The sequence below is a fragment of the Sphingobacterium sp. B29 genome, assembly GCF_001952815.1.
GTDB lineage: Bacteria > Bacteroidota > Bacteroidia > Sphingobacteriales > Sphingobacteriaceae > Sphingobacterium > Sphingobacterium siyangense.
In genome coordinates, this window is the sequence record NZ_CP019158.1 from 4079322 (window position 1) to 4105114 (window position 25793).

The 25793-nt window shown below is 36.9% G+C and carries 30 protein-coding genes; 17 read left to right on the forward strand and 13 right to left on the reverse strand.

The window, feature by feature from the left end; all coding sequences use genetic code 11:
• Window positions 1-114: 114 nt before the first annotated feature.
• Window positions 115-1104 (reverse strand): YhdH/YhfP family quinone oxidoreductase, encoded by a 990-nt coding sequence (locus BV902_RS17455; protein ID WP_075993031.1) that lies wholly within the window; start codon window positions 1102-1104, stop codon window positions 115-117.
• A 110-nt stretch (window positions 1105-1214) separates the two neighbouring features.
• On the opposite strand from BV902_RS17455, the gene BV902_RS17460 reads away from it, so the two are divergent.
• The 3 genes from BV902_RS17460 to BV902_RS17470 all read left to right on the forward strand — a co-directional run bounded on the left by BV902_RS17460 (window position 1215) and on the right by BV902_RS17470 (window position 4023).
• Complete coding sequence (locus tag BV902_RS17460) at window positions 1215-1553, forward strand: winged helix-turn-helix transcriptional regulator (protein WP_075993032.1); 339 nt, start codon at window positions 1215-1217, stop codon at window positions 1551-1553.
• A 688-nt stretch (window positions 1554-2241) separates the two neighbouring features.
• On the forward strand, window positions 2242-3213 hold the full coding sequence (locus BV902_RS17465) for an aldo/keto reductase (RefSeq protein WP_075993033.1): 972 nt from the start codon (window positions 2242-2244) through the stop codon (window positions 3211-3213).
• Entirely contained in the window at window positions 3214-4023 is an 810-nt protein-coding gene (locus BV902_RS17470) for a helix-turn-helix domain-containing protein (RefSeq protein ID WP_075993034.1), read from the forward strand.
• 134 nt (window positions 4024-4157) lie between these two features.
• Here the strand turns inward: BV902_RS17470 and BV902_RS17475 are convergent, their stop codons facing one another.
• On the reverse strand, window positions 4158-5402 hold the full coding sequence (locus BV902_RS17475) for an alpha/beta hydrolase-fold protein (protein WP_075993035.1): 1245 nt from the start codon (window positions 5400-5402) through the stop codon (window positions 4158-4160).
• A gap of 212 nt (window positions 5403-5614) precedes the next feature.
• Between BV902_RS17475 and BV902_RS17480 the strand changes: the two genes are divergently transcribed.
• Window positions 5615-6103, forward strand: a complete 489-nt coding sequence (locus BV902_RS17480) for a hypothetical protein (RefSeq protein ID WP_075993036.1) — start codon at window positions 5615-5617, stop codon at window positions 6101-6103.
• 365 nt (window positions 6104-6468) lie between these two features.
• Complete coding sequence (locus BV902_RS17485; protein WP_075993037.1) at window positions 6469-6825, forward strand: NINE protein; 357 nt, start codon at window positions 6469-6471, stop codon at window positions 6823-6825.
• 74 nt (window positions 6826-6899) lie between these two features.
• Here BV902_RS17485 and BV902_RS17490 read toward each other — a convergent pair whose 3' ends face one another.
• Complete coding sequence (locus tag BV902_RS17490; protein WP_075993038.1) at window positions 6900-8933, reverse strand: right-handed parallel beta-helix repeat-containing protein; 2034 nt, start codon at window positions 8931-8933, stop codon at window positions 6900-6902.
• Between the two features lie 195 nt (window positions 8934-9128).
• Window positions 9129-9272 (reverse strand): hypothetical protein, encoded by a 144-nt coding sequence (locus BV902_RS27400; protein ID WP_157626126.1) that lies wholly within the window; start codon window positions 9270-9272, stop codon window positions 9129-9131.
• Between the two features lie 36 nt (window positions 9273-9308).
• On the opposite strand from BV902_RS27400, the gene BV902_RS17500 reads away from it, so the two are divergent.
• The 3 genes from BV902_RS17500 (at window position 9309) to BV902_RS17505 (ending at window position 10873) form a co-directional block, all read left to right on the forward strand.
• Complete coding sequence (locus tag BV902_RS17500) at window positions 9309-10031, forward strand: metallophosphoesterase (protein WP_147420879.1); 723 nt, start codon at window positions 9309-9311, stop codon at window positions 10029-10031.
• 218 nt (window positions 10032-10249) lie between these two features.
• Entirely contained in the window at window positions 10250-10381 is a 132-nt protein-coding gene (locus BV902_RS28735; RefSeq protein ID WP_420833025.1) for a DUF7660 family protein, read from the forward strand.
• Between the two features lie 84 nt (window positions 10382-10465).
• Window positions 10466-10873: a GNAT family N-acetyltransferase gene (locus BV902_RS17505; RefSeq protein ID WP_075993040.1), complete on the forward strand. Its 408-nt coding sequence runs from the start codon at window positions 10466-10468 to the stop codon at window positions 10871-10873.
• A 54-nt stretch (window positions 10874-10927) separates the two neighbouring features.
• On the opposite strand, the gene BV902_RS17510 is transcribed toward BV902_RS17505, so the two are convergent.
• On the reverse strand, window positions 10928-11338 hold the full coding sequence (locus BV902_RS17510) for a hypothetical protein (RefSeq protein ID WP_075993041.1): 411 nt from the start codon (window positions 11336-11338) through the stop codon (window positions 10928-10930).
• A gap of 370 nt (window positions 11339-11708) precedes the next feature.
• On the opposite strand from BV902_RS17510, the gene BV902_RS17515 reads away from it, so the two are divergent.
• On the forward strand, window positions 11709-12260 hold the full coding sequence (locus tag BV902_RS17515) for a hypothetical protein (RefSeq protein WP_157626127.1): 552 nt from the start codon (window positions 11709-11711) through the stop codon (window positions 12258-12260).
• A 123-nt stretch (window positions 12261-12383) separates the two neighbouring features.
• Here the strand turns inward: BV902_RS17515 and BV902_RS17520 are convergent, their stop codons facing one another.
• Window positions 12384-13331, reverse strand: coding sequence for an Rpn family recombination-promoting nuclease/putative transposase (locus BV902_RS17520; protein WP_075993043.1), 948 nt, complete (start codon window positions 13329-13331; stop codon window positions 12384-12386).
• Between the two features lie 775 nt (window positions 13332-14106).
• On the opposite strand from BV902_RS17520, the gene BV902_RS17530 reads away from it, so the two are divergent.
• The 5 genes from BV902_RS17530 (at window position 14107) to BV902_RS17550 (ending at window position 17384) form a co-directional block, all read left to right on the forward strand.
• The gene (locus BV902_RS17530; RefSeq protein ID WP_075993045.1) at window positions 14107-14688 is read left to right on the forward strand and encodes a Crp/Fnr family transcriptional regulator; all 582 of its coding nucleotides are present in this window, start codon (window positions 14107-14109) and stop codon (window positions 14686-14688) included.
• 61 nt (window positions 14689-14749) lie between these two features.
• Window positions 14750-15115: a DUF4406 domain-containing protein gene (locus BV902_RS17535; protein ID WP_232475547.1), complete on the forward strand. Its 366-nt coding sequence runs from the start codon at window positions 14750-14752 to the stop codon at window positions 15113-15115.
• A 31-nt stretch (window positions 15116-15146) separates the two neighbouring features.
• On the forward strand, window positions 15147-15932 hold the full coding sequence (locus tag BV902_RS17540; RefSeq protein ID WP_075993046.1) for a PhzF family phenazine biosynthesis protein: 786 nt from the start codon (window positions 15147-15149) through the stop codon (window positions 15930-15932).
• A gap of 93 nt (window positions 15933-16025) precedes the next feature.
• The gene (locus BV902_RS17545) at window positions 16026-16430 is read left to right on the forward strand and encodes an NUDIX hydrolase (protein ID WP_075993047.1); all 405 of its coding nucleotides are present in this window, start codon (window positions 16026-16028) and stop codon (window positions 16428-16430) included.
• 15 nt (window positions 16431-16445) lie between these two features.
• Window positions 16446-17384 carry a proline dehydrogenase family protein gene (locus BV902_RS17550; RefSeq protein ID WP_075993048.1) on the forward strand — a complete coding sequence of 313 codons (939 nt, stop codon included), beginning with the start codon at window positions 16446-16448 and terminating at the stop codon, window positions 17382-17384.
• Between the two features lie 109 nt (window positions 17385-17493).
• Here BV902_RS17550 and BV902_RS17555 read toward each other — a convergent pair whose 3' ends face one another.
• From BV902_RS17555 to BV902_RS27585, 6 genes are all read right to left on the reverse strand, one after another.
• Window positions 17494-17817: a hypothetical protein gene (locus BV902_RS17555; protein ID WP_157626128.1), complete on the reverse strand. Its 324-nt coding sequence runs from the start codon at window positions 17815-17817 to the stop codon at window positions 17494-17496.
• A gap of 449 nt (window positions 17818-18266) precedes the next feature.
• Window positions 18267-19406, reverse strand: a complete 1140-nt coding sequence (locus BV902_RS17560; RefSeq protein ID WP_075993050.1) for a hypothetical protein — start codon at window positions 19404-19406, stop codon at window positions 18267-18269.
• Between the two features lie 33 nt (window positions 19407-19439).
• A complete protein-coding gene (locus tag BV902_RS17565) occupies window positions 19440-19907 on the reverse strand; it encodes a hypothetical protein (RefSeq protein ID WP_088161886.1) in 468 nt (155 codons plus the stop codon).
• 645 nt (window positions 19908-20552) lie between these two features.
• Entirely contained in the window at window positions 20553-20873 is a 321-nt protein-coding gene (locus BV902_RS17575) for a hypothetical protein (RefSeq protein WP_075993053.1), read from the reverse strand.
• A gap of 78 nt (window positions 20874-20951) precedes the next feature.
• Window positions 20952-22154 (reverse strand): FAD-dependent monooxygenase, encoded by a 1203-nt coding sequence (locus BV902_RS17580; RefSeq protein ID WP_075993054.1) that lies wholly within the window; start codon window positions 22152-22154, stop codon window positions 20952-20954.
• A gap of 228 nt (window positions 22155-22382) precedes the next feature.
• On the reverse strand, window positions 22383-22826 hold the full coding sequence (locus tag BV902_RS27585) for a hypothetical protein (RefSeq protein ID WP_172840705.1): 444 nt from the start codon (window positions 22824-22826) through the stop codon (window positions 22383-22385).
• 341 nt (window positions 22827-23167) lie between these two features.
• On the opposite strand from BV902_RS27585, the gene BV902_RS17590 reads away from it, so the two are divergent.
• The 3 genes from BV902_RS17590 to BV902_RS17600 all read left to right on the forward strand — a co-directional run bounded on the left by BV902_RS17590 (window position 23168) and on the right by BV902_RS17600 (window position 24714).
• The gene (locus BV902_RS17590) at window positions 23168-23638 is read left to right on the forward strand and encodes a DUF1963 domain-containing protein (RefSeq protein WP_075993056.1); all 471 of its coding nucleotides are present in this window, start codon (window positions 23168-23170) and stop codon (window positions 23636-23638) included.
• A gap of 325 nt (window positions 23639-23963) precedes the next feature.
• Window positions 23964-24542 carry a zeta toxin family protein gene (locus tag BV902_RS17595; RefSeq protein WP_075993057.1) on the forward strand — a complete coding sequence of 193 codons (579 nt, stop codon included), beginning with the start codon at window positions 23964-23966 and terminating at the stop codon, window positions 24540-24542.
• Complete coding sequence (locus BV902_RS17600) at window positions 24532-24714, forward strand: hypothetical protein (RefSeq protein ID WP_028069684.1); 183 nt, start codon at window positions 24532-24534, stop codon at window positions 24712-24714. Before BV902_RS17595 ends, BV902_RS17600 begins: the two co-directional genes overlap by 11 nt.
• 361 nt (window positions 24715-25075) lie before the next feature.
• Here the strand turns inward: BV902_RS17600 and BV902_RS17605 are convergent, their stop codons facing one another.
• Complete coding sequence (locus BV902_RS17605; protein WP_157626129.1) at window positions 25076-25468, reverse strand: hypothetical protein; 393 nt, start codon at window positions 25466-25468, stop codon at window positions 25076-25078.
• Between the last annotated feature and the right edge of the window lie 325 nt (window positions 25469-25793).

Sequence of the window (25793 nt, forward strand, 5' to 3'; positions counted from 1 at the left end):
ACTGCGTTATCCACCAAGTACTCATTAAAAGAATATAATGTGAATTCCATTTATAAAAAATCCGAACAGCACAACAGCAACTGAGGACGAGGAAGATGGGGGCGAATATGAATATTACTGCTTAACGACAAAACGCCTTTTAGCACCGCCTTTTAGAATTGTATCCAATGCGTGTGTTAATTCATCCATTGAGATTACCTGTACCATGTCTGATAGAAATTCAGGTTTGAAATCTTTTGCAAGTAAATTCCAAATCTCTTCCTTAAATTCTAATGGTTGCTCCACCGAATCTATTCCGATCAGCTTGACGCCTCTTAAAATAAATGGATATATGCTTGTATTTAGATCTCCAGATGCCACATTTCCACAACAGGTTATTACTCCATTGTAATGCAATGATTTTATTATTCCTGATAGGATCTTCCCCCCTACACAGTCAATACCTGCCGCAAAATCGGTACTTGACATGGCACGCGCGTCATATTTTGCAATAAAATCTTCTCTTGATATGACTTCGGAAACGCCAAGAGTACGCTGAAAATAATCCGTGTCCTTCGCGGATATGGCTATGACATTATACCCAATCTTTGACAAAATAGCCGCAGAAAGACTTCCTACTCCTCCGGTAGCACCACTTACTACAATTTTTCCGCTGTTGGGGGTAATACCTGATTTAATCAAGTTATAAACAGAAATACCAGCCGTCAAACCTGCCGTACCAAATGACATGGCTTCCAATGGGGTTAGTCCCGCCGGTAATGGGATGATCCACTCCGCTGGAACACTAATATATTGGCCAAATCCTCCCCAGGTATTCATTCCCAGATCATATCCGGTTACAATCACATTATCTCCCTTATTGAATCGACTGGATCTAGAAGAAACTACCTTTCCTGCTGCGTCAATTCCTGGTATATGAGGAAATTTTCTCGTTATACCTTTATTTCCCGAAGCAGAGAGTGCATCTTTGTAATTTACGGATGAATACGCTACTTTAATCAGTATATCGTTTTCGATCATCTCATCGAAAGGGACAGCTTCAACTTTGCTTTTGAAAATTCCTTCATCTTCTCTGACCATTAAGGCCTTGAATGTATTATACATAAAAATAATTTTGAGTAAATTTGAAAATTAAAACACTAAAAAGCAATAACTTACAAAATAATCACATACTGCACAAAAGTTTAGTTTATTGATTATCAAGGGATAAAATAATGTCAGAAATAGAAAAGATTGAAACAGTTTGCCCGTCGGATATTTTTCTGCAGGTCATAAAGGGGAAGTGTAAGACTACATTAATTATGCTTATAGGGAAAAATAGAAACCGTTTTACGGAGATGAAAAAGACACTGCCAACAATAAGTGAGCGAACAATTGCAAAACAACTTAGGGAATTGGAGGCTGATGGTATTATCAGCCGAAAGGTTTTCAATGAAGTTCCTTTACGAGTTGAATATTATTTAACAGAATACGGCGAAAGCATTTATCCGATCGTCCGCGATATGCGTAGGTGGGGACATATGCATTTAAAGCATTTGGACAATTTGATTTAGTAAGCTTCAATCCAAAGCGACTAAGATTTATAATGCCTATTTTACTAATCTCCTGTTCAATCTCATTTGGACCAATATTATTTCAGCAGAAGCTTTCGGTGAGGGATGTAGTAACTATATATACTAAAACAGCTTAGACCAAAATGGATGCGTTACCAAAATAACACATTCTTAGACCGGACATTCGTGTCCAAGTGTGTGTACTTACTACTTATGGGGAGTAGCAGTGTCGCGATCAAATTTATACTGGTCCTCATCTGGTCCTACTGTTATTATTGATTTCTATCAACTGTATTTGCTTAATGAGAAGGTTAACAGAGTCGAAATAGTTGGCCAAACTAATTTACCTCCACTAAGAGGTCTATGTGATTTGCTCATGTACACATACCATTACAAATTCGCAAACAGTTCAGTTAATTTTTATATTATGGCGCCGAGCGCCGAAAACTTTGAAGGTGTTAATCATAGATGGGAAAATATGCAAAAAAACGAAGAGTTTTAAATGGAATTTTGACACGATCAATTTGTTGACCAGTGATCTTGATTAACATGGGCCGTCCGGATTCGAAAACCAATGACCATTCAATTCAGGAACAGATGAACCATACAGACAAGTAAATTGAGCCGTAGAAGAAAGCAATATGGTTATTAAATCAAGACCTTTGGATAATAAAATTAAATCAATCAAATGTCAAAAATCACTAAAATTCAATTGGGTCAAAACGGCCCCACCGTTTCAAAGCTTGGTCTGGGATGTATGCGGATGTCATCAATATGGGGTGGCCCAACTCCCGATGAAACTGAAGGTATTGCAACCATCCATCAAGCTTTGGACAGCGGGATCAACTTCCTGAATACGGGAGATTTTTATGGTGCAGGCCACAACGAAATGCTTATTGGCAAAGCCATTAAGGGAAGAAGGGATGATGCTTTCATCAGTGTCAAATTTGGTGCTATCTTCCACAACGGCCAATGGATCGGTTTGGATCTCCGTCCTGTAGCGATCAAGAATTTTGTCAACTATTCATTGACCCGTCTGGGCATTGAAACTATCGACTTATATCAACCCTGTAGAATGGATGGCAGTGTGCCAATAGAAGACATCATCGGAACGATTGCCGACCTGATAGATCAAGGAAAAGTACGTCATATCGGCGTATCGGAAATAACCGCCGATCAGCTCCGTAAAGCCAACAGCATTTATCCCATCAGTGCACTGGAAATCGGTTATTCTTTAGCTGACCGTCAGATCGAAAATGAGCTGTTGCCTGCGGCTAAAGAATTAGGGATCGGTGTCGTGGCATTTGCCAATACGGCAGAAGGACTGTTAACCGGTAACCTACAAGCGCCAATTCCTGCGGATGACCATCGAAATCACTTTTCCCGTTTTCAGGGCAATAACCTGATCCATAATCTTGAGAAAGTGGAAGTATTAAAAGAAATTGCTCAACGTAAAAATGTCACCCCTACACAACTTGCGATTGCATGGGTAAAAGAACAGGGCGACAATATCATGCCATTGGTGAGTATGAGCCGCAGATCAAGACTACCCGAAAATATTGCTGCGATGGAAATTGTATTTACCCCAGAGGAGATGAATATTTTAAACACTACATTTGCAATAGGTACTATCAAAGGTGGCACTTATTTACAAAGATAAATGGAAAGTCCAGCAGAAATACTTCCCGGCGTGATATTCTATTCTTACCTTTCTTCTCTGAAGAAAGAGAAAGCATGCGTCTGGAACCACCATACCCTGGTGTTACAGGTCTCGGGCCAGATGGTTCTGGAAACAGCTGAGCAGCATGTAAACATATCTGCCGGGGAAGTATTGCTCATTCACAAAAATCAGCTGGGAACCTTGACTAAAACCCCCGGGCCAAGTGGTCACTATGAAACTATCGTCATATCACTGCAAGAAGATCTGATGCGTCAGATAGCGCTAGAGGAAAAAATGGAAGCTCAGGGTAAATACACTGGCCTTCCGAACATATGCCTCCCCAATAATGCGTTTATCAAAGGTTATTTCCAGTCGGTCATTCCCTATGCGCGAAGCGCTGGTCATGAAATGACTGACGAGATGGGACTTTTAAAGGTAAAAGAGGGAATCAAGTTGATACTGATAGCTGTTCCGGCACTGCGTAACTTTTTGTTTAATTTCGCAGCGCCTTATAAGATGGATCTAGAAAAATTTATGCTGAGCAATTTTCATTTCAATGTCCCTATTGAAAAGTTTGCACAACTCACCGGAAGAAGCCTTTCAGGATATAAAAGAGATTTTCAGAAAACCTTCGGGATGCCGCCACGTAAGTGGTTACAGGATAAAAGGCTGAATGAAGCACGGCATTTAATTGAAAGAAAAAACAAAAAACCATCAGCTATCTATCTCGATCTTGGTTTCGAGACCCTGTCCCATTTTTCTTCCGCCTTTAAGAAGAAATTTGGCAAAGCGCCGACTGTAGGTGGATAGTATTCCCAATCTTTTAATTGAATTATTAACTGCTACTTTTCAATCGGGAAATGTTAATACTTAAGCCCAATATACACTATATATTGCGAGCGAAGTGGTACAAAATGCTGGTTTAGCTTTCCGATGTCCAGCATTTAGTTTCTCTGTTTTATTTTGTTGTTTAATTCTTCAAGTTTAGTTTTTGCGATATTATTAGTTGGAGAAAGTGTCAAGATTTTTTCATAACACTTTTTTGCTTTATCCATATATCCCCTGACTGTGTAGGCCTCGGCTAAGCTATCCCATACATTGATTGATTGCGGATAATTTTCCGTATTCAGCTCAAAAATAGAAATTGCTATATCAGGTAGTTGCCTATCATAAAGGGCAACATATCCAATTGTATTTACAAAACTTTGGTCCGGTTTAGTATCAAAGAAAAGTTCCTTTTTTATTTTTGCACTGTAATTTACCAATATATTGGGGTCTTTTGTTACTTCATTTATATCAATATTATATGGCTCGAAGAGATATCGAAGGCCATAATATGTAGCAGGAATTGTTACTGTTAAATGCTTTTCGTCTTCAAAATATCTAAAGTCTACCTTCAGATCTGGAGATTTATTCTCTTTCAGTAATTTATAAAATTGATTTCCCCATTGATAATGCCTCTTATCCTCCTGCATATTATTGGCTAATGCAATGTATATCCTAGCTTTTAGGTCAACTCGATTCGCCAATACTTCTTTACTTCTTTTCCCAATATAATTATGATCCCAAAACCAAGAGGGGTCGATAAGTAAGTAATAACTAAACAGCTGCGGTTTTTCCAATAGGCAATGTAACGCAAATAGTCCACCCAATGAATGTCCGATAATCATACTCTGTGGAACGGTTCTGAAAGATTTATTTATTTCCACCATTAATTCATTCTCCATAAAACGCATGAAATCATCCGCTTTTCCGCTACTTTTAAATGCAGAAATATCTTCTTTATCCAAATAATTCAATGAATTTGTAGGAGTAAAATTCTTTGTTCTATCGGTGTTTTCTATTGAAACAATAATAAGCTCAGGGATTTGCAACTTAAGATTTGCATCTGAATGCATTGATTGTGCAATCCCAGACACTTCCAAAAACTTACTCCTATCTCCATCTAAAACGTAGGCAACGATGTATTTTTTATCGACATTGTTTTTATAAGAAGCCGGTAAATAAACAGAATAATTTCTGCTTTCATTAAGTATTTTAGAGTTTATCGTATAGCTCTGTCCAATCACTAAAAAATTGTCATTTGATTGCGCAAAAGAATTGCTAAGACTAAAAATAAAAAAACAGATTATTGTGATTATAGTTCGGCTCGTCAGTATATTACTGGAAGTCATCCGTATTGTTGCCATTAAAAAGGATTAAATAGATCTTATAAATACAAGTAAGCTTTAAATTTATGTAAAAATTTTAGATTTATAATATCTTCATGCATGATTTTAGGGAAAGAACGCAGCATTCTGTTTGTTCTAAACCTTATCATATTGAAATTCGTTTTTTTATTGCATATTAGCCATCGAAAATTGGACCATTTGAATTGGTACACCTATAAAACAAATTGAATATGGATAGGCCATATAGCGGTATTGCAACCCATTACGAAACTCCAACGGGGTATTCCATTATTGTCCCGGCAAAAAAGCATTTACCTATTATCATTATTTTTAGTTTATGGCTAGTTGGTTGGATACAATCAATTATTTTTTTTGCCCCGACACTTGAAAACTTTTACGATACCACTGGCGGTTTAAGCTTCGAGGGAATATTTTTTATAGTTTGGTTGATGCTCTCGATGGCAGCGGGCTTATTTGTAATGAAAACGTTGATGTGGTACCTCATTGGAAAAGAAATTATTACAATAGATCGCGAGCAAATAAGTATTGCCAGAAAAAACGATATTCTATTCAGGCATAAGATTTATGATCTACAAGAAGCGAAGAAATTTCATGTTGAGGAAGAACATTTTGAGTTTGTTTTTTGGAACCAGGGGAATAGTTTAGGTATTTTTAGAAACAGAGGCACTATTCGATTTGAATATGGTTTTAAACCATAAAATTTGCAAATGATATGGATCAAGCTGAGGCAAACCATATCTTGGAATCATTACGTGCGTCGGGCTATCTGACCACCACTAATTTTTGATTAAATTTTTTATGAATACGGAAAGCACCTTCGATTTAAAAAAATTCATACCACATGTGTCCTAAATAAATTTTAGGAGTCGGTTTCTGTGTTACAACTATAGATTTTTTGTTTATTTGAATTTTGCCCCCAAAGTAACGATTAAAATAGCCTTACATACAATTTAAGGCCAAGATATCGGTTGAATGGAGGATTGGTTACGGGAAACCGTAAGAATGCCTAACAGGCAATCCGTAGGTTTGAAAAGACAATACAAACCGCATTAATCAATAACATATGAAAGATAAAACAACCGCAGCTTTAATGGCATTTTTCCTTGGAGGATTTGGTGCACATAGATTTTACCTCGGGCAAACCGGATTAGGTGTCCTTTACCTCCTTTTTTGCTGGACGCTTATACCCGCATTTATCGCTTTGATTGATTTTATCGTTTTTCTCTCCATGAATAAAGAGAGTTTTGATATGAAATATAACCGTGTATATTTTTCACAGCCCATTATTCATAATTATATACCCACTTCACCCATTCCCCAAAAGGATGCTGCGACTGAAATAGAGCGATTACATGGATTGATGGAAAAAGGAATGATTACAAAAGCAGAATTTGAGGATGCAAAACGTAAGCTGCTATAAAGGTATAAAATAGATCGAAAAGTCTCCCTTAACGGTCGTTAAGGGAGACCGAAGCAATAAGCCTTTCAAAAAAATTATGCCTGTTGGCCACTCGCTCTATCAGCAACCAATTTGGCATTCAGCGAACCGCGTACCTCACTAGTCAGACTGCGAAGCTCATTGTATTTTCCGATCAATGTATTTAGGTCAGTGACAATTTTTGGTAGTGTATCCGCTACCGAATCTGTAACTGCATTTGGCAATGGGCTTGCTGAACCTCCTACTGCTGCCGACTTTTTCACTAAGCCTGGAACCGTATTATTGGCCTCTAATATAATATTCTGATCCAGCACCTTTACTGCTGCCCCAACCTCATTGGAAACGCGCTGCGCAAACTGTCCGATCAGCATGTTATTTTTAATATAGGTTTCAGACAGCGACAAGGATGCACGAATACCGATCGACAAAGCATTCGCTGTTTGTAATATGGTATTATCCTCAACGACGATATTGGCACTGGCGGAAACGCCCGTGACATAAATACAAGGACCATTCGTCTTACCCGAAGTGTTGAAATTGTTAATGACATTCCCCTTAATAATACAATTGGACAACATCCCGCTATTGGAAAAGAAGCCCATGCTCAAGTTGGTACTATTATTATTGTAAATAAACAGATCGCTACAATTACTATAATTGTACGCCATCACCGAAGTTCCTATTTGCTTATTGATCGTGTTGGAATAAACTTTAATCTTGGAGCTATTGCCAGCGGATACCATGGCATGCATTAAGGTATCAACAGTATTGGCATGCACGGTTAGCCCCTGTACTTCTGTTTGGCATAGCACAAAGTGGAACGATCGCCAGGAGAAGTTAGAGCCAACCACAACATCAAAGACGGTATCGAGTTTGATCGAAGTGATGTCAAGATTGGTTTTAAATGTATTGCTGCTTATATCAATCACCTTTGCAGAACCGTAACAATAGATAAATGCTGTAATCTGAGGTACTCCATCAAATTCATAAACTAACTGATTATTTTTAATGGAGATATTCTTGGTAATCATATCATCCTTAAGCCTTTCGGCATTCACCTTGATCAGTGCGCTTACCGTCGCAGATTTTTGTTTAGTTACCTGAATGGTATTATTGTAAAAATTAACGTTCTCGATCATCGTATTTGTCCGCATGCAATTGCTTTCGAAATCATGCCCGACATTATTCAGGAAAGTATTATCATAAATATTGACGTTCAAAACGCTATTATTTTTATTCGGCTCAATGTCTATTCCATCCATGGGGAATTTGCCCTTAATCACTCCTGTATTGCTGATCCTCGACTTTGAAATACTGATGTTGCTTCCTTTCGTTACCGTAATACCCTGACGTCCATTATTGTCCACGATTACATGTTCTACAGAAATATTAATGCTCCCCCCGTCGGCAGTTTCTGCACCGCCTATACATATGCCATCGCCACAACAATTCTCAATCGTGATATCCTGAATGCTGATATCGCTACAGCCATCGACAATATTTATACCGTGCCCCCACTCACTCGAAGTTTCAATATGTGTTGCATTATCGCCGGTTATACGCCCCCTACCAAACACACCGCTATCGACGACCTCCGAAAATAATATAATTGCATACCGGTCATTGTTATTGGTTCGAATAGCGATCGTCGCATTGAGCTCCAAATAAACATGTGACTTCATCAATATACCTGGTCCATAATAGCTCGCTGGCAAACTTAAAAGCACATCTTGGCTGACTTCAACTATTTTTACGTTATTGTTTTGCGCATACACAATGGCACGGTTGATTCTTTCAAGACAATCGACAACGCCACCTATGGCACCAAAATAACTCACATCAACCCGATCACAAAATTCATGGATAAGCCCGATTCCACTAACTACAATTAGACTGCCACCATCGTCTGCCCCAGGCCCCGGAGTAGCCGCAGCCAGATAGTACTTGATCGGTGCTGGGGTATCCCCTTTTTCGTAATAGCCTAATAGCTCCACTCCTTCGTAGGTACCGTTTTGCAATGCTGTGATTTCAATGGCTGATATGCCTTGCATAGCTGCCAAAGTTTCCTTAACTAAAAATTGATTTGCCATATTTCTTTGATTTAAATGATATAGGCAAAAGTATGTTTGCTGCCAGGTCGATCTGAGAGAAAATAGGGCTTTGTAAGCGGTAGTTGGACGATACCGAAAAGTTGAAATGATTACGGTTCCTATCCGTTATTTTAAAAGAAAAATGCGATATTTTTTGGAATACCGCACTTTAGGTTTTTGTTATATGTTATTTAATTATTTTGCCAATATGCCTGCAGCCCTTAGCTTCGCTTTTAAGTCCCGCAATTCGCTCAAGATCCCTTGTACTTCAGTAAGGTATTGGTTTGGAAGTAGAATTGGATATGGGAAACCATAGTACATTAAGATTAGAATTGACATAAGCCGTCATTACACGGACAACTTACAAGAAGCAACTTGGCAAAACAGCTCCACTTTCGTATATTCGATATGGCTATGTTACTTCGCGAAGTCGCCGCACCATTATATACTATGCTGAAAACTACGATACATACATTCAACGACCTTGATAAATGGTTGTCCGACAACTTTTATTTTGAAGACGGACACGTTTTGGCAATAAAAGAAAATCCGCTTGAAATTATTGTTGGTTATAATGTGAAAGCAAATTACAAGGCAAATTCAGAAAGACACATTTTGCCTTTCAAAATCATTCCATCAAAAATTTACGAATGGACTTTTGACAAAGATCTAGCAAATGTTGGTGACGACAACTATATTGAATATATTGAAGCACAAGAAGTTGAAAATGGAATTTGCTTAGAGTTCTCTACACTTGCGACTTTTCGACTTGTTACAAACAGCCTTGAAATTGAAGAACAAGAGCTAATAAAAACAACATTTAAGCCTTGGACAAGCGAAAAAGAAATGTATTTGACCGCTGACCTTTCTGAAATTCCGAGACCTTTATTTTGGAAAGAAAAATTAAACAAATACGGACACGACATTCTGTTTCGTTATTATTCAGGTGAAGAAAGACAACCAGAGCAAGTTCCTTACCCAGACTATCAAGGTTACTATATACAACTTGCGGAGAGAATTAGCTCGACACAAGAAGGTATTTTTCTCAAGCATATAAAAGTAGAAAACGGAAAATTTAGTTTGAATTCTGAAAACTAGGACGATGAATTGAAAGATGTTTGGAACGACTTAACAGCAATTCTTGCAGACTTTCCTAATGCTCAAATCAAAAGCGGAAATTGCGAGTTTAACGGGGCAAAATGGAAACAATATTTAGCTGACAAACTATTACCGACAACAGAATGACAGGAAGCACAGCATATAACGGTGGCGACTTAATTCGCTTGCCTTAAGCCTCCGCGCCATTACCCGACTTTCTGGAGGCTTTGGCCTCATACGCAGAAGATATTCAAGGGTATTATGATAATACAGACGCAAATGTAGATGCTGAGAAAGCTGCGTGGTCAACATTTGCTGATATTTTCAAGGGAGCTAAAGTTTACGAGTAATAGTAAGCATTTCTTTCACATATTCGCATATTTACCAGCGAAGAATATTTGCTTAAAATACCAACGAAAACTACAGAATAATATATGAACATACAGCTAAGTGTCAATAGAGATTTAAACGCAAACGACATACTACAACTTTATCAAGCTAACAAATGGAGTGCAGCCAATAAACCAGAACTACTGATCAAAGCACTCTTAAATTCGCATTCCTTAGTTACGGCATGGGATGGTACGACATTGGTAGGTCTAGGAAATGCTATTTCCGATGGATACCTCGTGGTTTATTATCCACATCTACTGGTGCTACCCTCTTATCAAGGCAAAGGTGTTGGGCGTTTGATTATGGATAAAATGCAAGAGATGTATAAGGGTTTTCACATGCAGATGCTTACTGCTGATGGAAATGCTATCGACTTTTATAAAAAGAACGGCTTTGAACGAGCAGGTCAAACAGAGCCTATGTGGATCTATAAAGGTAATGATCACTGAGAGAAGGTTAATACTTTTTCATATGTGTATATTCGGGTGGAAGGGGAAAAAAAACTATGATGTGACGTCGTGATTAATCTTCCAGGAAAACTTTTTACAGTTATCAAGGTTTTCAAATTCAAATGATTCTATCCAATCATATTTTCCATCCTCATCTTGATATAAAACTAAATTGTCAGCTTTAATATTTTCAATAAATGATGATAATTCTGCAACACAAGCTTCTAAATCATCTAACACATAACATGGAATATGACTATGAATATCTGTTTTTCCATTTGGATCTTCGATTCCAATAGTTATTTCGGTATTATATGTTGCAATCCAAATTGAAAATATTCCGGATTCACTTTTCAAATCACAATCAAAAGATCCGTCATCTTGAAACTTTATTGTCTGAGCAAACTGTGGATAATTTCCTTCCAGGAATTTAAGTATTAATTTCGAAAATTCTCTTTGTTCCATTTAGTACTTGATTTACAACTATGTCACATAACTCTTAAATATACGCAATTTGCCAAATTAAAAAGTTAATTTTACCGTCGAACATGACTTCTGATCATCCAAAAGTAACGTTTAAAATAGCCTTACATACAATTTAAGGCCAAGATATCGGTTGAATGGAGGATTGGTTACGGTAAATTGTAGCTGATTAATCATTAATCCCAATTAAGGAATTTGTGAAGACTGATTTTATATTTTGCCAATACAAATACTGTTTTGTAAATTCAATTATTAGGAAGCCAATTTAATACCTAAATATCATAGCAATTAATTTTAGAGCATTCATCACATTATCATGGAACTAAGGGAGATAGAAAAAAACTATGAAAGAATGTCGGATAACAGGCTCATTGAGGTTATTACCACAAATGCGCAGGGAATTCAGCCGGAAGTAGTTAGTATCATAGAAAATGAAATTAAGAAGCGCAACCTCGACCCTGATCTTTTAAATAGCTTAATAGCCCAAAATGAACAGCATTCTATTGAAGATATTTATCATTATGCGGAACTGCTGCGGAATTGTCCCTGCCCTATCTGCAACAATACTCGGGACAAGTTAAATGGGACAATCTACCACAGTATCAAAAGTATCATAGTTATGAGTATCACCGAAACTAGATGGGTCATTGCCTGCCCGGATTGTTTGGACAAGCAAAATCGAAAAGCCATTGTGTCTTGCTCACTTCTTGGTTGGTGGGGAATTCCCTGGGGGATACTGAAAACCCCCGTGTACATCTATAGAAATTTAAAGGTAAAGGGAGAAAACAGGATCAGCGATCCAAACGGTCCGCTCCTTTCATTTACGGCTGACAACATAGGTCAAATAAAAGCTTTCGAGAATAATCCTGAAAAATTGAAAAATGTTATTAAAGATTTAAGATAACGATTAATACAAATTAACAATAAAAAGACCTTATAACAGTATAGCAACCCTTTATGAAACCCCAACTGGATATGGTGGTTGGCATTCATCTATTGGTGGAGCAGTCATCCAAAATAAAGAAACTTAGAGTTTTTCGACCTCTTCGACAGAAAGTCCAGTGCCCTTAGCAATATCAGCTATAGGTAGCCCCATTTCCTTAAATGCTTTAGCAGTCTCAAGAGCTTTTTTGCGCTCTCCTTCTGCTAGTCCTTTGGCTTTACCTTCTGCTAGACCTTCTGCTAGGCCTTTAGCGTGACCTAAAGCTTCTCCGGATTTCTTGGCCGAATTAAATACGCTCTCAGCATCACGCTTATGTTTTAAACTTGCTTCGTATGACATTAGCTCCTCCTCCGTTAATTTACCTATCTCTCCTATCTCAAAGATAAGACCAAATATTCTTTTATCCAAAAATGATGGCAATCTATCCATGGTACTCAAATGTTTAAGTAAGTACAACCACTGATCCATAACTGTCTTTAGTTCTTCTGGCTGTTTATTAAATAATGGAAGCGAAATCATTTTATATCCCAATTTATCATAGAATATTTCTTTGGTCAATTTGTCACACAGCGCAACATCATAGAAATAAGGCCGCTCTGTGACACGGGATATACCAGAACTTCCATTTCTATCCATGTCAAACTCCAAAATACCAATAAAGTAAACCTCCGGTAGGTAATAATCACTACCCTTCTTACCTCGCGCTAATTGTTTATTGATGAGACGTGAGGTATAGTACACTGCACGGTCCTTAAAAAATTCTTGAAAGAGCTGCTGCATCTCAATGATGAAAACCTCACCATCGCTGCCGATACAATGTAAATCAAATACAACACGACGCATTTCCTCATAATCACCATCATGTTCTACAGGCTTATATCTTAGATCGGAAATTATCTTCTCTCCATGAAATAGACTATTGAGAAACTCAATCAGTAAGATTTTGTTGTCCTCCCTACCAAAGTAAAATTTCCAACCGAAATCGGTACGTGGATCTACATACCTACCCAAATGTTTTTTTGATCTAGCCATAATATTTATTAATTGGTTATCAGCCAAATATACAACAATAAACTGAATACTACTAAAATAATTAGTAAAAAACATAAGTAGACAAGTAACATATGCTTGTTGACTGCTTGCTCGATCGGCAACTAATTTGGAATTCAGCGAACTACTAATTCGGGAAATCGTCGATTCATAAAGGTCAAATCTAAACACATAGCGCATAAAGTTTTCAGAACGCTTTATTGACACCTGTTATTTTCCTTTCTCAAAAACAAACGTACCTAATTCTATTTTCGTAGAATCTTGATTATTAAGTGCGGTAAGATTAATTGAATCAACTGTATTAGTTTCAACATCGCATTTATTATGCAATAGTATAATAAATATTAACAAAAAATATCTATTTATCATTTTTCCTGAATATTAAAGATCGCGGTAAATTCTTATTCACTTTTTTGATTGTTTCATACATTAAATTAGGTATAATATTATAAAATATTGGTGTTCCAAAACTTCCTCCATATTTATAAATGTCTCGATCAAAGGGCTCAATTCCAAAGCTGTTTACAGTTCTATCAACAGCTTGACCACAATTAGCAACAGTATATCGTAATAGCTGGTCCAAAGTTAAATAAAAATGGATTTGTGACCTATCAGCGTAATATTCAAATGGTCAAAATTATCCGTATTGAATGGTAACCGGATGTCGAATCTGGATGGTCAATGGTATCGAAATCTCCAATATAATAAGCTGAACAAAAAAACAAAAATCACTACATTTGATTAAGATAGAATAAGAATGGAACATGGGTTAATTTTGGAGAATATTGCTAAGCACATAACATTAGACGATAATGAAGTTGCACAATTTCTTAAGTTATTAAAAAAAGCAAAAATACCGCGTAGAAGTATGATATTAACTCAGGGACAATTATGTAATTCCATTTATTTTGTTGATACTGGAGCATTACGGGCATTCTACCTTGATGTGTCCGGCAGAGAATCGACTATTATGTTTGCCATAAAAGACTGGTGGATAACAGATATGTACTGCTTTATAAATGCACTTCCCGCCATGCTTACCATTGACACTATTGAAGAAAGCGTCATCTATCAGCTGCAAAAAAATGATCTGGAAAAACTCTATTTAACAGTACCAAAATTTGAACGTTTTTTTAGGATCTTGATGCAAAATGCCTATATAAGGGAACAATTGCGTGTGATTCAAAATCTCTCGCTAACCGCCGAAGAACGCTTTGACATATTCCTGAACAAATATCCTGATGTTGCCAATAAAGTGAAGCAAAAACAAATTGCTTCCTATTTAGGAATCACACCTGAGTTTTTAAGTATGATCAAGCGAAAAAAGCGGAAGTCTTAAAGTAGTTTATTTTTTTTCAAGTTTGGACACCTTTAATTTGCAGTAATTAAAGAATGTAAATATGATGCTAATATTAATTGCGGGCCCTTATCGAGGTGGCACTAACGACGATCCGGTTTTAATGAAAAAGAACCTGGACAACCTTGAATCATTTGCTTTAGAAATCTTTAGAAAAGGGCATATACCGTTCATTGGTGAATGGATGGCACTTCCATTGATAAAATTAGCAGGATCAAAACATGTTGGAGATCAGCACTGGAATGAAATCCAATATCCCATAGCACATCGGATGCTCGAAAAATGCGATGCCGTATTGCGAATCAAAGGAGAATCAAAAGGAGCTGATCAAGATGTACGGTTAGCCCAGGAAAGAGGATTGAAAATTTATCATTCCGTAGAAGAAATTCCAGCATCGGAGCTTCTTTAACAAAATGTTTTACTAACAAAAAATATACTTTATGGAGTTAGAAATATATCAAGTCGATTCTTTTACAGAACAGGTTTTTCATGGTAATCCCGCATGCGTTGTTCCATTAAAAAACTGGTTACCCGACGAAACACTTTTAAAAATAGCTCGTGAAAATGCGGTTGCCGAAACTGCTTTTTTTATCGATAAAGGTGATTTTATACACCTGAGATGGTTTACGCCCGAGATTGAAATGGATCTATGCGGGCACGCAACCCTTGCAACAGCGCACTGTCTAGTTGCACACCTGAATTATCAAAAAAATAGAATTATTTTTGATACGCAGGTGGGACCGTTAAAAGTAAATGTAGAAGATGGTGTTTATTATATGGATTTTCCTTCCAGAATGCCAGAACCTACTGCCCTGCCCGATATCATTGAGAGATCATTAAATATCAAGCCAAAAGAGGTATTCAAATCTAGAGACTATGTACTACTGTATGAATCTGAGCAGGATATAACAAATATCAGAATTGACAGATCCATTTTTGACCTTATCAATCTTGATCCGGGAGGCGTAGTAGTAACAGCAGCAGGGACAGACAGCGATTTTGTTTCAAGATTTTTCACCCCACAGTCTTCCATTCTTGAAGATCCAGTTACTGGCTCAGCGCATTGTTCGCTTATACCATTCTGGGCAAAAAGATTAACAAAGGATAAGCTTTTAGCCCTGCAATTATCAGAAAGAGGTGGAAAGTTGTATTGTGAAAACAAGCCTGATCGCGTAATTATTGCTGGTAAGGCAAGAACATATTCTGTTGGACGCTTTTGGATTTAATTTCATTGTCAATAAAAACAGTTTAAAATCAATCTGAAGGCACATACACAAAGGCTGGCGGACAGCGCATTTTAAATTTATTAATTTTATAAGATGAAAGATAACATTATTGACAAAGTTGCTTTAATCTGTATAGTTGAAAAGAAAGTATTAACAGCTCTTTCCCATTCAAAATCAAAGCTATATCTGCCTGGTGGCAAGAGAGAAATTGGTGAAACAGATTTAGAATGCTTAAAAAGAGAAATTCATGAGGAACTTAATGTCCAAATCAAAGAAGATTCAGTGCAATATTTTGAAACTTTCGAGGCTCTTGCCGATGGTAAAACTGATGGTATATCAGTAAGGATGACATGTTATTTTGCTGATTATTCCGGAAATCCTGAACCGACAAATGAAATAGCATCATTGGAATGGATAACCTATCAGGATAGGGATCGAACATCAGCGGTTGTAAAGATCATATTGGATAAGTTAAATGCTTTGAAGCTTATACATTAATTTTAATATTATTAGATGGAACAAATACTATCAATCGGTGCTGAAGCATTAAGGAAAGCTGCATTAAATGAAGATGCAAAAGCTTATGTTTTAAATAACGAAGCACTCTACAAGCTAATGAAGAAAGCCGCTGACCGATACATTGGCGGTGAAAATCTTTCGGAAACTTTAATAAAAGTACAAGATTCAAATGATACCGGTTTTAAGTGTTCGATCGAGTATATGGGTGAAAGCACTCGATCTATTAAGGAAGCGGCAAAAGCGACGGATGAATTTTTGGATATCTGCAAAGCAATCGAGCAAAAAAATCTCAATTCCACGATTTCACTGGACCTTTCGCACATTGGACTAGAAGTCTCTGAAAGTCTTTGTTATGAGCACTTATCTAAAATATGTGAAACAGCAAAGGACAGGGAAGTTATTATTAGTGCTGAAGGAACAGACAGAACTGACCGCATTTTGAAACTCTATCAAAATGGTTCAAAGAAGTATGCCAACCTGTCCATTACCTTACAAGCCTACCTCCATCGGGCAACTGATGATTTTGAAGCAATGTGTAATGAAAGGGGACGTATCCGTATCGTAAAAGGAGCATTTGAAACTGCTAAAGGACTGTCCCTACCACGTGGACAGGAACTCAATGACCGCTATATTTATTTTGTCGAACAGCTACTTTCAAAAGGCCACCCCTGTTCCATCGCAACCCATCATCATGAAATACAACAGGAAGTAAAAAAACTTATAGATACGCTAAAACCAAATAAAGAACTCTACGAGTTTGAAAGTCTTTTCGGAATCCAAACCGATCAGTTGGCCCAATTGAAAGATGAAGGCTATCCAACAAAACTCTATTTCGTTTACGGTCAGGAATGGTACCTTTATCTCTGCAACCGATTAGCTGAATATCCATTAAATTTGTTCAGAGCATTGCAGGATATTGTCGAATCAAAATAGCAATTAGTAATAGAAAGTTCATCAAAACGATGAATTTTCTATTAACACAAAATTTATTTCATTAATTTAATTATTGCACAGCTCAAATTTTTCAAATGAAAAATGAAATTCAATTCGAATCGCTCACTTTCCCACAGGACATAAAAAAGAAGTTTAGAAGCTGCAGACAAAATCTTTCCAAACAGACAAAACCAACATTAATAAATATGCCAAAGGCTGTATTTTTCTTGGCACAAACTTCCACTACCTGGCGTTTTACATGATGATAAAACAACTCAGGCACATCCTTATCAAAGCGAAGTATAAGAGCGTCAATGCACGCTTCCTTGATGTCATCGGCAAGTACACCGAATGACAATTGCCACACTTCCTGAGATTTCCTGAAAACATAAAAAGCAAGACCATTTTTGCTGTAAAGATGATAATCTTTCATGCCCATGCTTTTATCATGCACAGTAATTTGACCGTACATTACCCGATTTCGGCAAAAGATTTCTAGCGGTTTCATTTTACAATACTACTAATAATATTAGTAATATTGTATACGGTAAAGATATTTAGGGTTTCCCATTTTTTATATGTAATCGGATGTATTAAGCCTATCATAGCCCTATAATAGCATCGCAAAAATTGTCTGGACATGTTGCTTGAGCGTCTCTATGAGACGATTATACATTTCCTGCATCTTCTTCTCATAGCTGGTAGAACGACCACCAAAGAAATCTACATGGCTCGCTCCTTATAACTAAAGACAGTGGTGCGGATGACAACATAGGTAGCTATTGGAATGTTGGAATTGGTTGGGGTTGCTATCATAGCGTTCTATCGTTCAATCGGGCAAAGTCAATACCCAAGCAATCGGCCAAATGTTATATCAGAAAGCTATTTAACAAACATTCCGGAAAGCAACATACTTTCGTTAAAATTCAGGGTTACTGTATAAGGGGGCGTTTTGATTTCAATATAATTGGCAAAATCCACCGGATGATAAATTATTTTAAGCTTATCTAACAACTTAAGCACTTCTTCAAATTGTAAGCCTGGTTTTAAGTTATTTTCAAATGAGATGTTGACCTTTCTAAAGTCGTTGATGGCGTAACCATTGATAGTGTTTTCCTTTTGGTTCTCCGGATCACTTTTACTGACAGCAAAAAAAAGATTGAAATCATGATAAGTATTCTGATAATAGATCTCGTTGGTTTTTCCGGTAGTGCCATCAATTTCTGTCACTCGTTCAAAACGCTTATTTATAGGAGATTTCGTAAATTCTTCTTCCGTTGTTTTGCCAACAATCAAATTGTTTATATTCCAGTTCTTATCAATTTTCAGCGTGGGTTTGTCTCTAACATCTTCCGGTTTGGTCGCATTTTTTAGCAAGTCCGCCATATATTTTTCATTGTTGCATCCGCCAAAATCAATTAAACCATTCATGATATCCCAGTAACACGTTTTAGACAAGTTTGTGTTGTTCAAAATGATTAACCTATCGTAGTCTGGCGCGTATAAAATAAATTTATTTTTGGGCTTTAAATTCCAGTATAAACCATTGTCGGTATTTGGATTTTTTGTCCCTTTGCCATATTTTACCTCTAGTTTCTTTAAAATACTCGCCTTTAGCTGTTGCGTCTTGAGCTCAATTCTTACGCCATATATTTTATCATCAGCAGCGTATCGTTTTAAAGATTCTTCTAATTCACTTGCGGTTTTGGCTTGTTTGAGATCAATATGTCCACCGCCAAGACGTGTAATACTATCTGTTTTTAATGTTTCCGAATTGATTTGAAAAATAATCCGCTGCCCTGCTAAATCAATTCCATCGAAACTATACCTTTGTGATTTTTCAACCTCCAGCAACAGACTGAAGGGATACTCTACTGTCTCCACACCAATTAATAATCGATCATCATATTTACTGATTTGGTCAATCGGCTCATTTAAGTTCAAGTTTGCTAAATCTATTTTTTCTTGACCCCTACAAGAGATAACAAAGGGTAAAATAGCTAGTAATAATAATATCTTCATGATTCTTATTCTTTTTTAATAACAGGCAAAACACTACTTTTTACTGGATCTTTCCCACCTTAATCTCCGATCACCAAAAGGTTCTGTTTTCCCTTTTTTATAAATAACCCGTTTACGAATTGTTCCATCTTCTTTATAGTAAAACCATACACCTTCCTTAAGGTTGTTTAGATATGTGCCCCTCTCTGCCAGCTTCTTATGTCTATAAACTTTGGCCTCCCCATTTTTAAAACCATCTATAAATGGCTCGAAATTGGTTTGGAAACCATTAAATTTTATCGCATAATTCCCGTTTAAAGGCTCTCCCGTTTCCTTTAAACAGGTTTTATCAGTAGCATCATCGTATTCGGTTTGCTCAAGTTCAATATTGATCCATGTCTGTGCAAAACCATTACTGATTGGAATTAAAAAGAAAAATAAAAAAAAGATGCCGGCAAGCATCTTCCTTAAAGCAGATAGCTTTAAAATTAAAATCGATGGAATTAATATTACTTTATTCATTTGTCAGGATGCTAAAATGTTGATATTATTGTTTAAGATTTCAGCTTCATTTACCAAACAAATTTAGCTGTAAATTTTAGAGCTAAATGAACGGATTACGATTCGCTGGGTATAAATAACGATTCGTGGCCATTTGCTTTTTTCCCTTCCTCGATGGGACGTTGAATTCATTATGCTGCTGCCCAATCTTAAGTTTTTCTATTCAAAGAATGGCTTCGAATAAAAACGGCCACGAGCTGTATCACCCTATGATTTGTTTAATTAATACATGGTATTATTTCTTTTAAACTCTTTTTGAATTCAAGGCTTTGCTCCATTGTGTTTTATTGCATCTTGGACATGCCTTGGAATCATTCTCAAAACTAAATACGACATGGCCGCAATACATGCATGCGAATAGCCCTTCAGCACTGAATACATCAACCTTTTTGAAAGATGACGGGAATAATGGCAGCCCATACCTCACATCACTATCAGCATAAAATAAAACGCTTAGCGTTCCATCAACTTCTAGAATCCCTTCCTTAACCTGTCCCAAATGTTCGATATTCGTATCCTTCCACCCCAATGTTGATCAATTATTGTAAAAACAAAGTAATCATCAAACCATTAAAAACAACCAAATACCACTTTTTAGTGGTCGTTTTATTCATAATATTCGATCTTTCTTTTTATTAAAATTCCACCTTCAAATTCGTCTTTAGGATTTCTTTTAATAATCTGCTTTTGTTCAACCCAATTTTCATAATGATCATAAATATATGAATAGGTTGATGATTGTATGGTAGGGCTTTCTTCAGATCTGCTTTTTTCTTCTTCTATTTCGCCATGTGAATTGTATTTATAATTTTTTGTTTCTTTAAAATAAGAAGAATTTAGCTCGATTGGTTTATTTGAATTGTCATATCTGATATCAACAACCCCTGATATATTGCCATCAAAATTGTCAGTTTTTTCTTGAATCATATTTTTATTCCGATCATATATTTTAGTGACAATAGAAACTAACAAAAACTCTTTTTTTGTTTCGCGGCTAAGTGTTACCTATTCGTAATCTGGTAGTATAATTTCTTTCTCTCTATTCTTCTTATTGTCTTTTTTATCTCCTGAAAAAACGCGCATCAACCATTTTACAGGTTTGCTTCCAACAATGGCTATCAATTGATTTAGGAGTGCAACTCCGACTCTCGACTCCGGATATACTACACGAGGAATACCCGGAGGCAGCTTTTGACACTCTTGAACGTAGGGTTTCATTATTTTTTCGTAGTTACGGAAAGCCTCTTCATAATTACCTGCTCTATAAAGCTCTCCAGCAAGGATATAGGCTCCTGCCACGGCAAGGTCTGTACCTTTTCCTGCTATTGGTGTAGCACACCAAGCGGCATCACCTGTAATGACAACCCTTCCCCTAGTCCATTTATCAGTCTTGACTTGGCTGACCCTCTCAAAATAAAGATCTTCACTCTCTTTTATCTCATTAACTAATCGTTCAGATTCCCAGCCTGCACCTTGTATACGATCAATAAGCGCTCTTTTCTGATCTGCTTCACTTAGGTATTTATACGCGTTCTCTTTTGCCAGAAAAGTTACCGAAGCCCTTGTCTTTCCATAATTATCAGGCCTCAACATAAATACAATGCCCTTTGGCGCATTATACCAACGTGCCCACCGACTGTCGGTATTATTTCGAAGGATAGTAAGATAAGCGGTATATAAACCTAAATAGTTAAAACGAGGACGACCGCCAAAGGCAAGATCACGCGTTGCAGAACCGATACCTTCAGCTATAACCACAATATCAAAGACACCCTTCTTTCCACTTGCAAAATCCACCTTTACCTCATTTTCACTTTCTATCAAATCAATGATGTGATCACCAAAAATATATTCTACACGCTTCGCGGTGAGATCGTACAGTATCTTAACCAGATCGCCACGTAGGATCTCAAGTTCCTGAGTCATGCTCATTGAACTATCAGATGGAAATTCTGCTATTGTATGATTGTCGGAATTAACGAAACGTAGCCCAATCTCGGTGGTATTATGTGCGCGGATCTCTTCTAAAATACCCATCTTAAGCGCAATTTCTTTTGCTGGTCCTTTCACGTCTATATTCTGTCCACCCAGTCTCAAGGCTGCTGCACGCTCTATCACGGTAACCTCGAAGCCGTACCTATCCAGCCAGTAAGCCAATGTAGGACCGGCGATGCTAGCACCCGAAACTAATATTTTTTTGTCTTTCATAATTATAATTTTCAATTTTTTGATTAGACAAACAATCTAAAGATCAAAGTAGTTCAAAAATACACGCAAATTTTTCACACGGGTTCTATAAAAATCCGAAAAAGCAAGTAAAGCTTTTTTTGTGTAAAAACACACTATAAAGTCTCGGTACTTTATACCGGCATATGAAAGACTGAACACAAAAAATGCTGTAATCGAAACTGCAACAAGTACTGAAAGAATTTATAGCTAATGAACTAAGCGATATTTACTCCAAAAAGATGACCTATTAATGCAGTCACACCCATTGCTATGGTACCCCAAAAACAGATCCTGCCCACAGCAACGCCTATATTTGAGTCCCACGTGATCATCGGTCAATAAGCAATTATCATCAAGGTGGTAATTGAACTGCTTAGTGAAGGTGTCATACTGAATACTTCCTACATAAGCATTATTGAGATAAATATGCCAAAGGCTGTACTTCTTGGCCCGAACTTCCACTACCTGGCGTTTTCCATGATGATAAAACAACTCAGGAACATCCGTATCAAAGCGAAGTATAAGAGCGTCAATGCACGCTTCCTTGATGTCATCGGCGAGTAGACCGAATGCCAATTCCCACTCTCCCTGAGATTTCCTGAAAACATAAAAAGCAAGACCATTTTTGTTGTAAAGATGATAATCTTTCATGCCCATGCTTTTATCATGCACGGTAATTTGAGCGTACATTACCCGATTGCGGGAATCCGTAGCCAATCTATTTATTCAGTAACTTTAATGAGACAAACAAATTAAGCAATAAAAGCTCCTCTCGTTAACCACCAAAGGAGGCAATCTTAGCGAAATATGTTCATACGTATAAAGCTCACAAGATTGGACAGATTCCTATCCCGGTCTATCAAGGATAGAAACTGACTGAAAACACTATCCGCCACTTTTTTATACGAATTATCTCATCGTTTTGGACGTTTCCTCTGTTCCAACTTTGCTTAGAAGATATTGAAATTAGACCTGATATTTTAGCTGATACAATGGTGATTACTGTTTTTATAGCAGAAGAACTTCCAATGGATATAACTGCCAACGGAAATGAATGGCTTTTGCGAGAATATAAAAAATCAGACAAATTAATAATTAAAGAATTAAACAATCCTGATTCAGGACTAAAACCATTTCCCCTAAAACCTTCAAAAATAGAAGAAGATTATCCTGTGTGGGATGGAGGTGGTTTAACAAGTGAAATGGAAGATGAAATATTAAAACTTGAAAATTCGGGAGTAATTGAAGGTTATTATGATATAGCTGACAATCAATATGGACACAAACTTGGAGGTTACCCAAGCTTTTGTCAACCGGGTGTTTATTTTGGTAACGACTTTGAATTTGTATTTCAAATTGCATCCGACGACAAAGCAAATTTGAATATAGTTGATAGCGGAACGATGTATTTTGCTAAAAATGCGAAAACAGAAGAATGGAATTTCTACTGTGACTTTTATTAAAAAAACAGCAGATAACATCCATTTGGCAAAATCTAGTAACTTTATAAAAGCCCGCAATATTTTATTTTCGCAGCATTGACCTTCAAGATATCGAATTCTTTGGAACAGGAAATAGAAAGTGTGACTACTTCCGCTTTGTGCCACTTTCCCTTTAGAAAAGAGCAAATAAGCGCAAAATAATCTTAAAAGGTAATTTCCGTCTACAAAATCTTTCTTAAAAAGATTTGGAAAACAATAAATACAGAAGAACCACACCGAAATAACCAATTTAAAATAAGAAATTAAAATTCGGTCAATTTTCCCTAATTTGACAAAAAAAACGCATATGCCAAATATCTACATTATCTCTGGGTGCAATGGAGCCGGAAAAACAACCGCTAGTTACACTGTGTTACCTGAGATATTAGATTGCAGAGAGTTTGTAAATGCCGACAATATAGCAGCAGGTATTTCTCCTTTCAATCCACAGAGCGTAGCTGTATCAGCTGGTCGAATTATGTTGGAGCGTATCACGGAGTTAATGAAGACTAGAGCTGATTTTGCATTTGAAACAACGCTTTCGACTCGAAGCTATAAAAATTTAGTAATCGAAGCTCAAAAAATAGGCTATTCAGTAACTGTACTCTATTTTTGGCTCGACTCCCCTGCACTAGCCATACAACGTGTAAAGAAAAGAGTAGAAAACGGAGGACACAATATTCCATCTGATGTGATAGAAAGACGTTATCATCGTGGTTTAGAAAATTTGTTTAACATTTATATTCCAATATGTGATCGCTGGTTGGTTTTTGATAACATGGATTTAATCCCCGAAATTATTGCTCAGGGTGATAAATTTGGAGAATTCGTTTCAAATAGCGAAATTTGGTCAACACTAAAATCGAAATACTATAATGAACGATAAGGTAAATATTGAAAATATTAATCTTGCTGAACGAATTCGTTTAGGAGTGCAAAAGGCTTTACGAAAACTAGCCGAAGAAAGTGCTGCAAAGGGTGAGAGTTTGGTAGTAAAAGTTGACGGAAAAATACAAGAAGTACCTGCAAAGGAACTACTTATGAATTTACCAAAATAGTTTCTTCTGTAAACTATTTAACTAGGCCCCCGGCTATACGCCAAAAAATCTTTAATTCCTTAACGCGTATATTTATTATCTGGAGTTTCTCTTCTGTCTCTTGATTAAAATAGCCTTACCACTGCATATAAATCTCTGATATATCATACCGAGTGGCTTCATGCTTCACTGCTTTTAGATAGACCATCTATTCCTTGGCAAAAATTTCAGTCGGACTTTGACTTCGCCTGCATGTACCCCGAAATCTAAAGCGCTATTCCGTCCCTGTGGTAAATCGATAAAGTTTTCAATGCACCACCATGCTTCGTAATTTGGGGTAACTTTTGACCACACACGTCACATTGGAACTTTCTATCCTTTTTCATCGAATATCGTCCTTTATCCACTTTAATTCCCCACGTTGTATCAGGGCTATATACTTTTGCACGTGATCATAAGTCAATAAGCCATTATCTTCAAGGTGGTAATTGAACTGCTTAGTGAAGGTGTAATATTGAATACTTCCTACATAAGCATTATTGAGATAAATATGCCAAAGGCTGTATTTCTTGGCCCGAACTTCCACTACCTGGCGTTTTCCATGATGATAAAACAACTCAGGCACATCCGTATCAAAGCGAAGTATAAGAGCATCAATGCACGCTTCCTTGATGTCATCGGCGAGTACACCGAATGCCAATTCCCACAGTCCCTGAGATTTCCTGAAAACATAAAAAGCAAGACCATTTTTGTTGTAAAGATGATAATCTTTCATGCCCATGCTTTTATCATGCACGCTAATTTGAGCGTACATTACCCGATTTCGGCAAAAGATTTCTAGCGGTTTCATTTTACAATATTACTAATAATATTAGTAATATTGTATACGGTATAGATTTATAGGGTTTCTCATTTTTTATATGTAATCGGATGGATGACCCTAGGAAAAAAAAATCTCCCTCATGACCACCAAAATCCGAAAACAACTGGTTTCCAATAGAATTTGTCATTAAATTTTCCAACGAACATAGCCCAAATCTCCGATTCTTTCCGAAGTTTCTTTTTTAATAATCATCCAAGATTCATAGCCTGTCGGATGT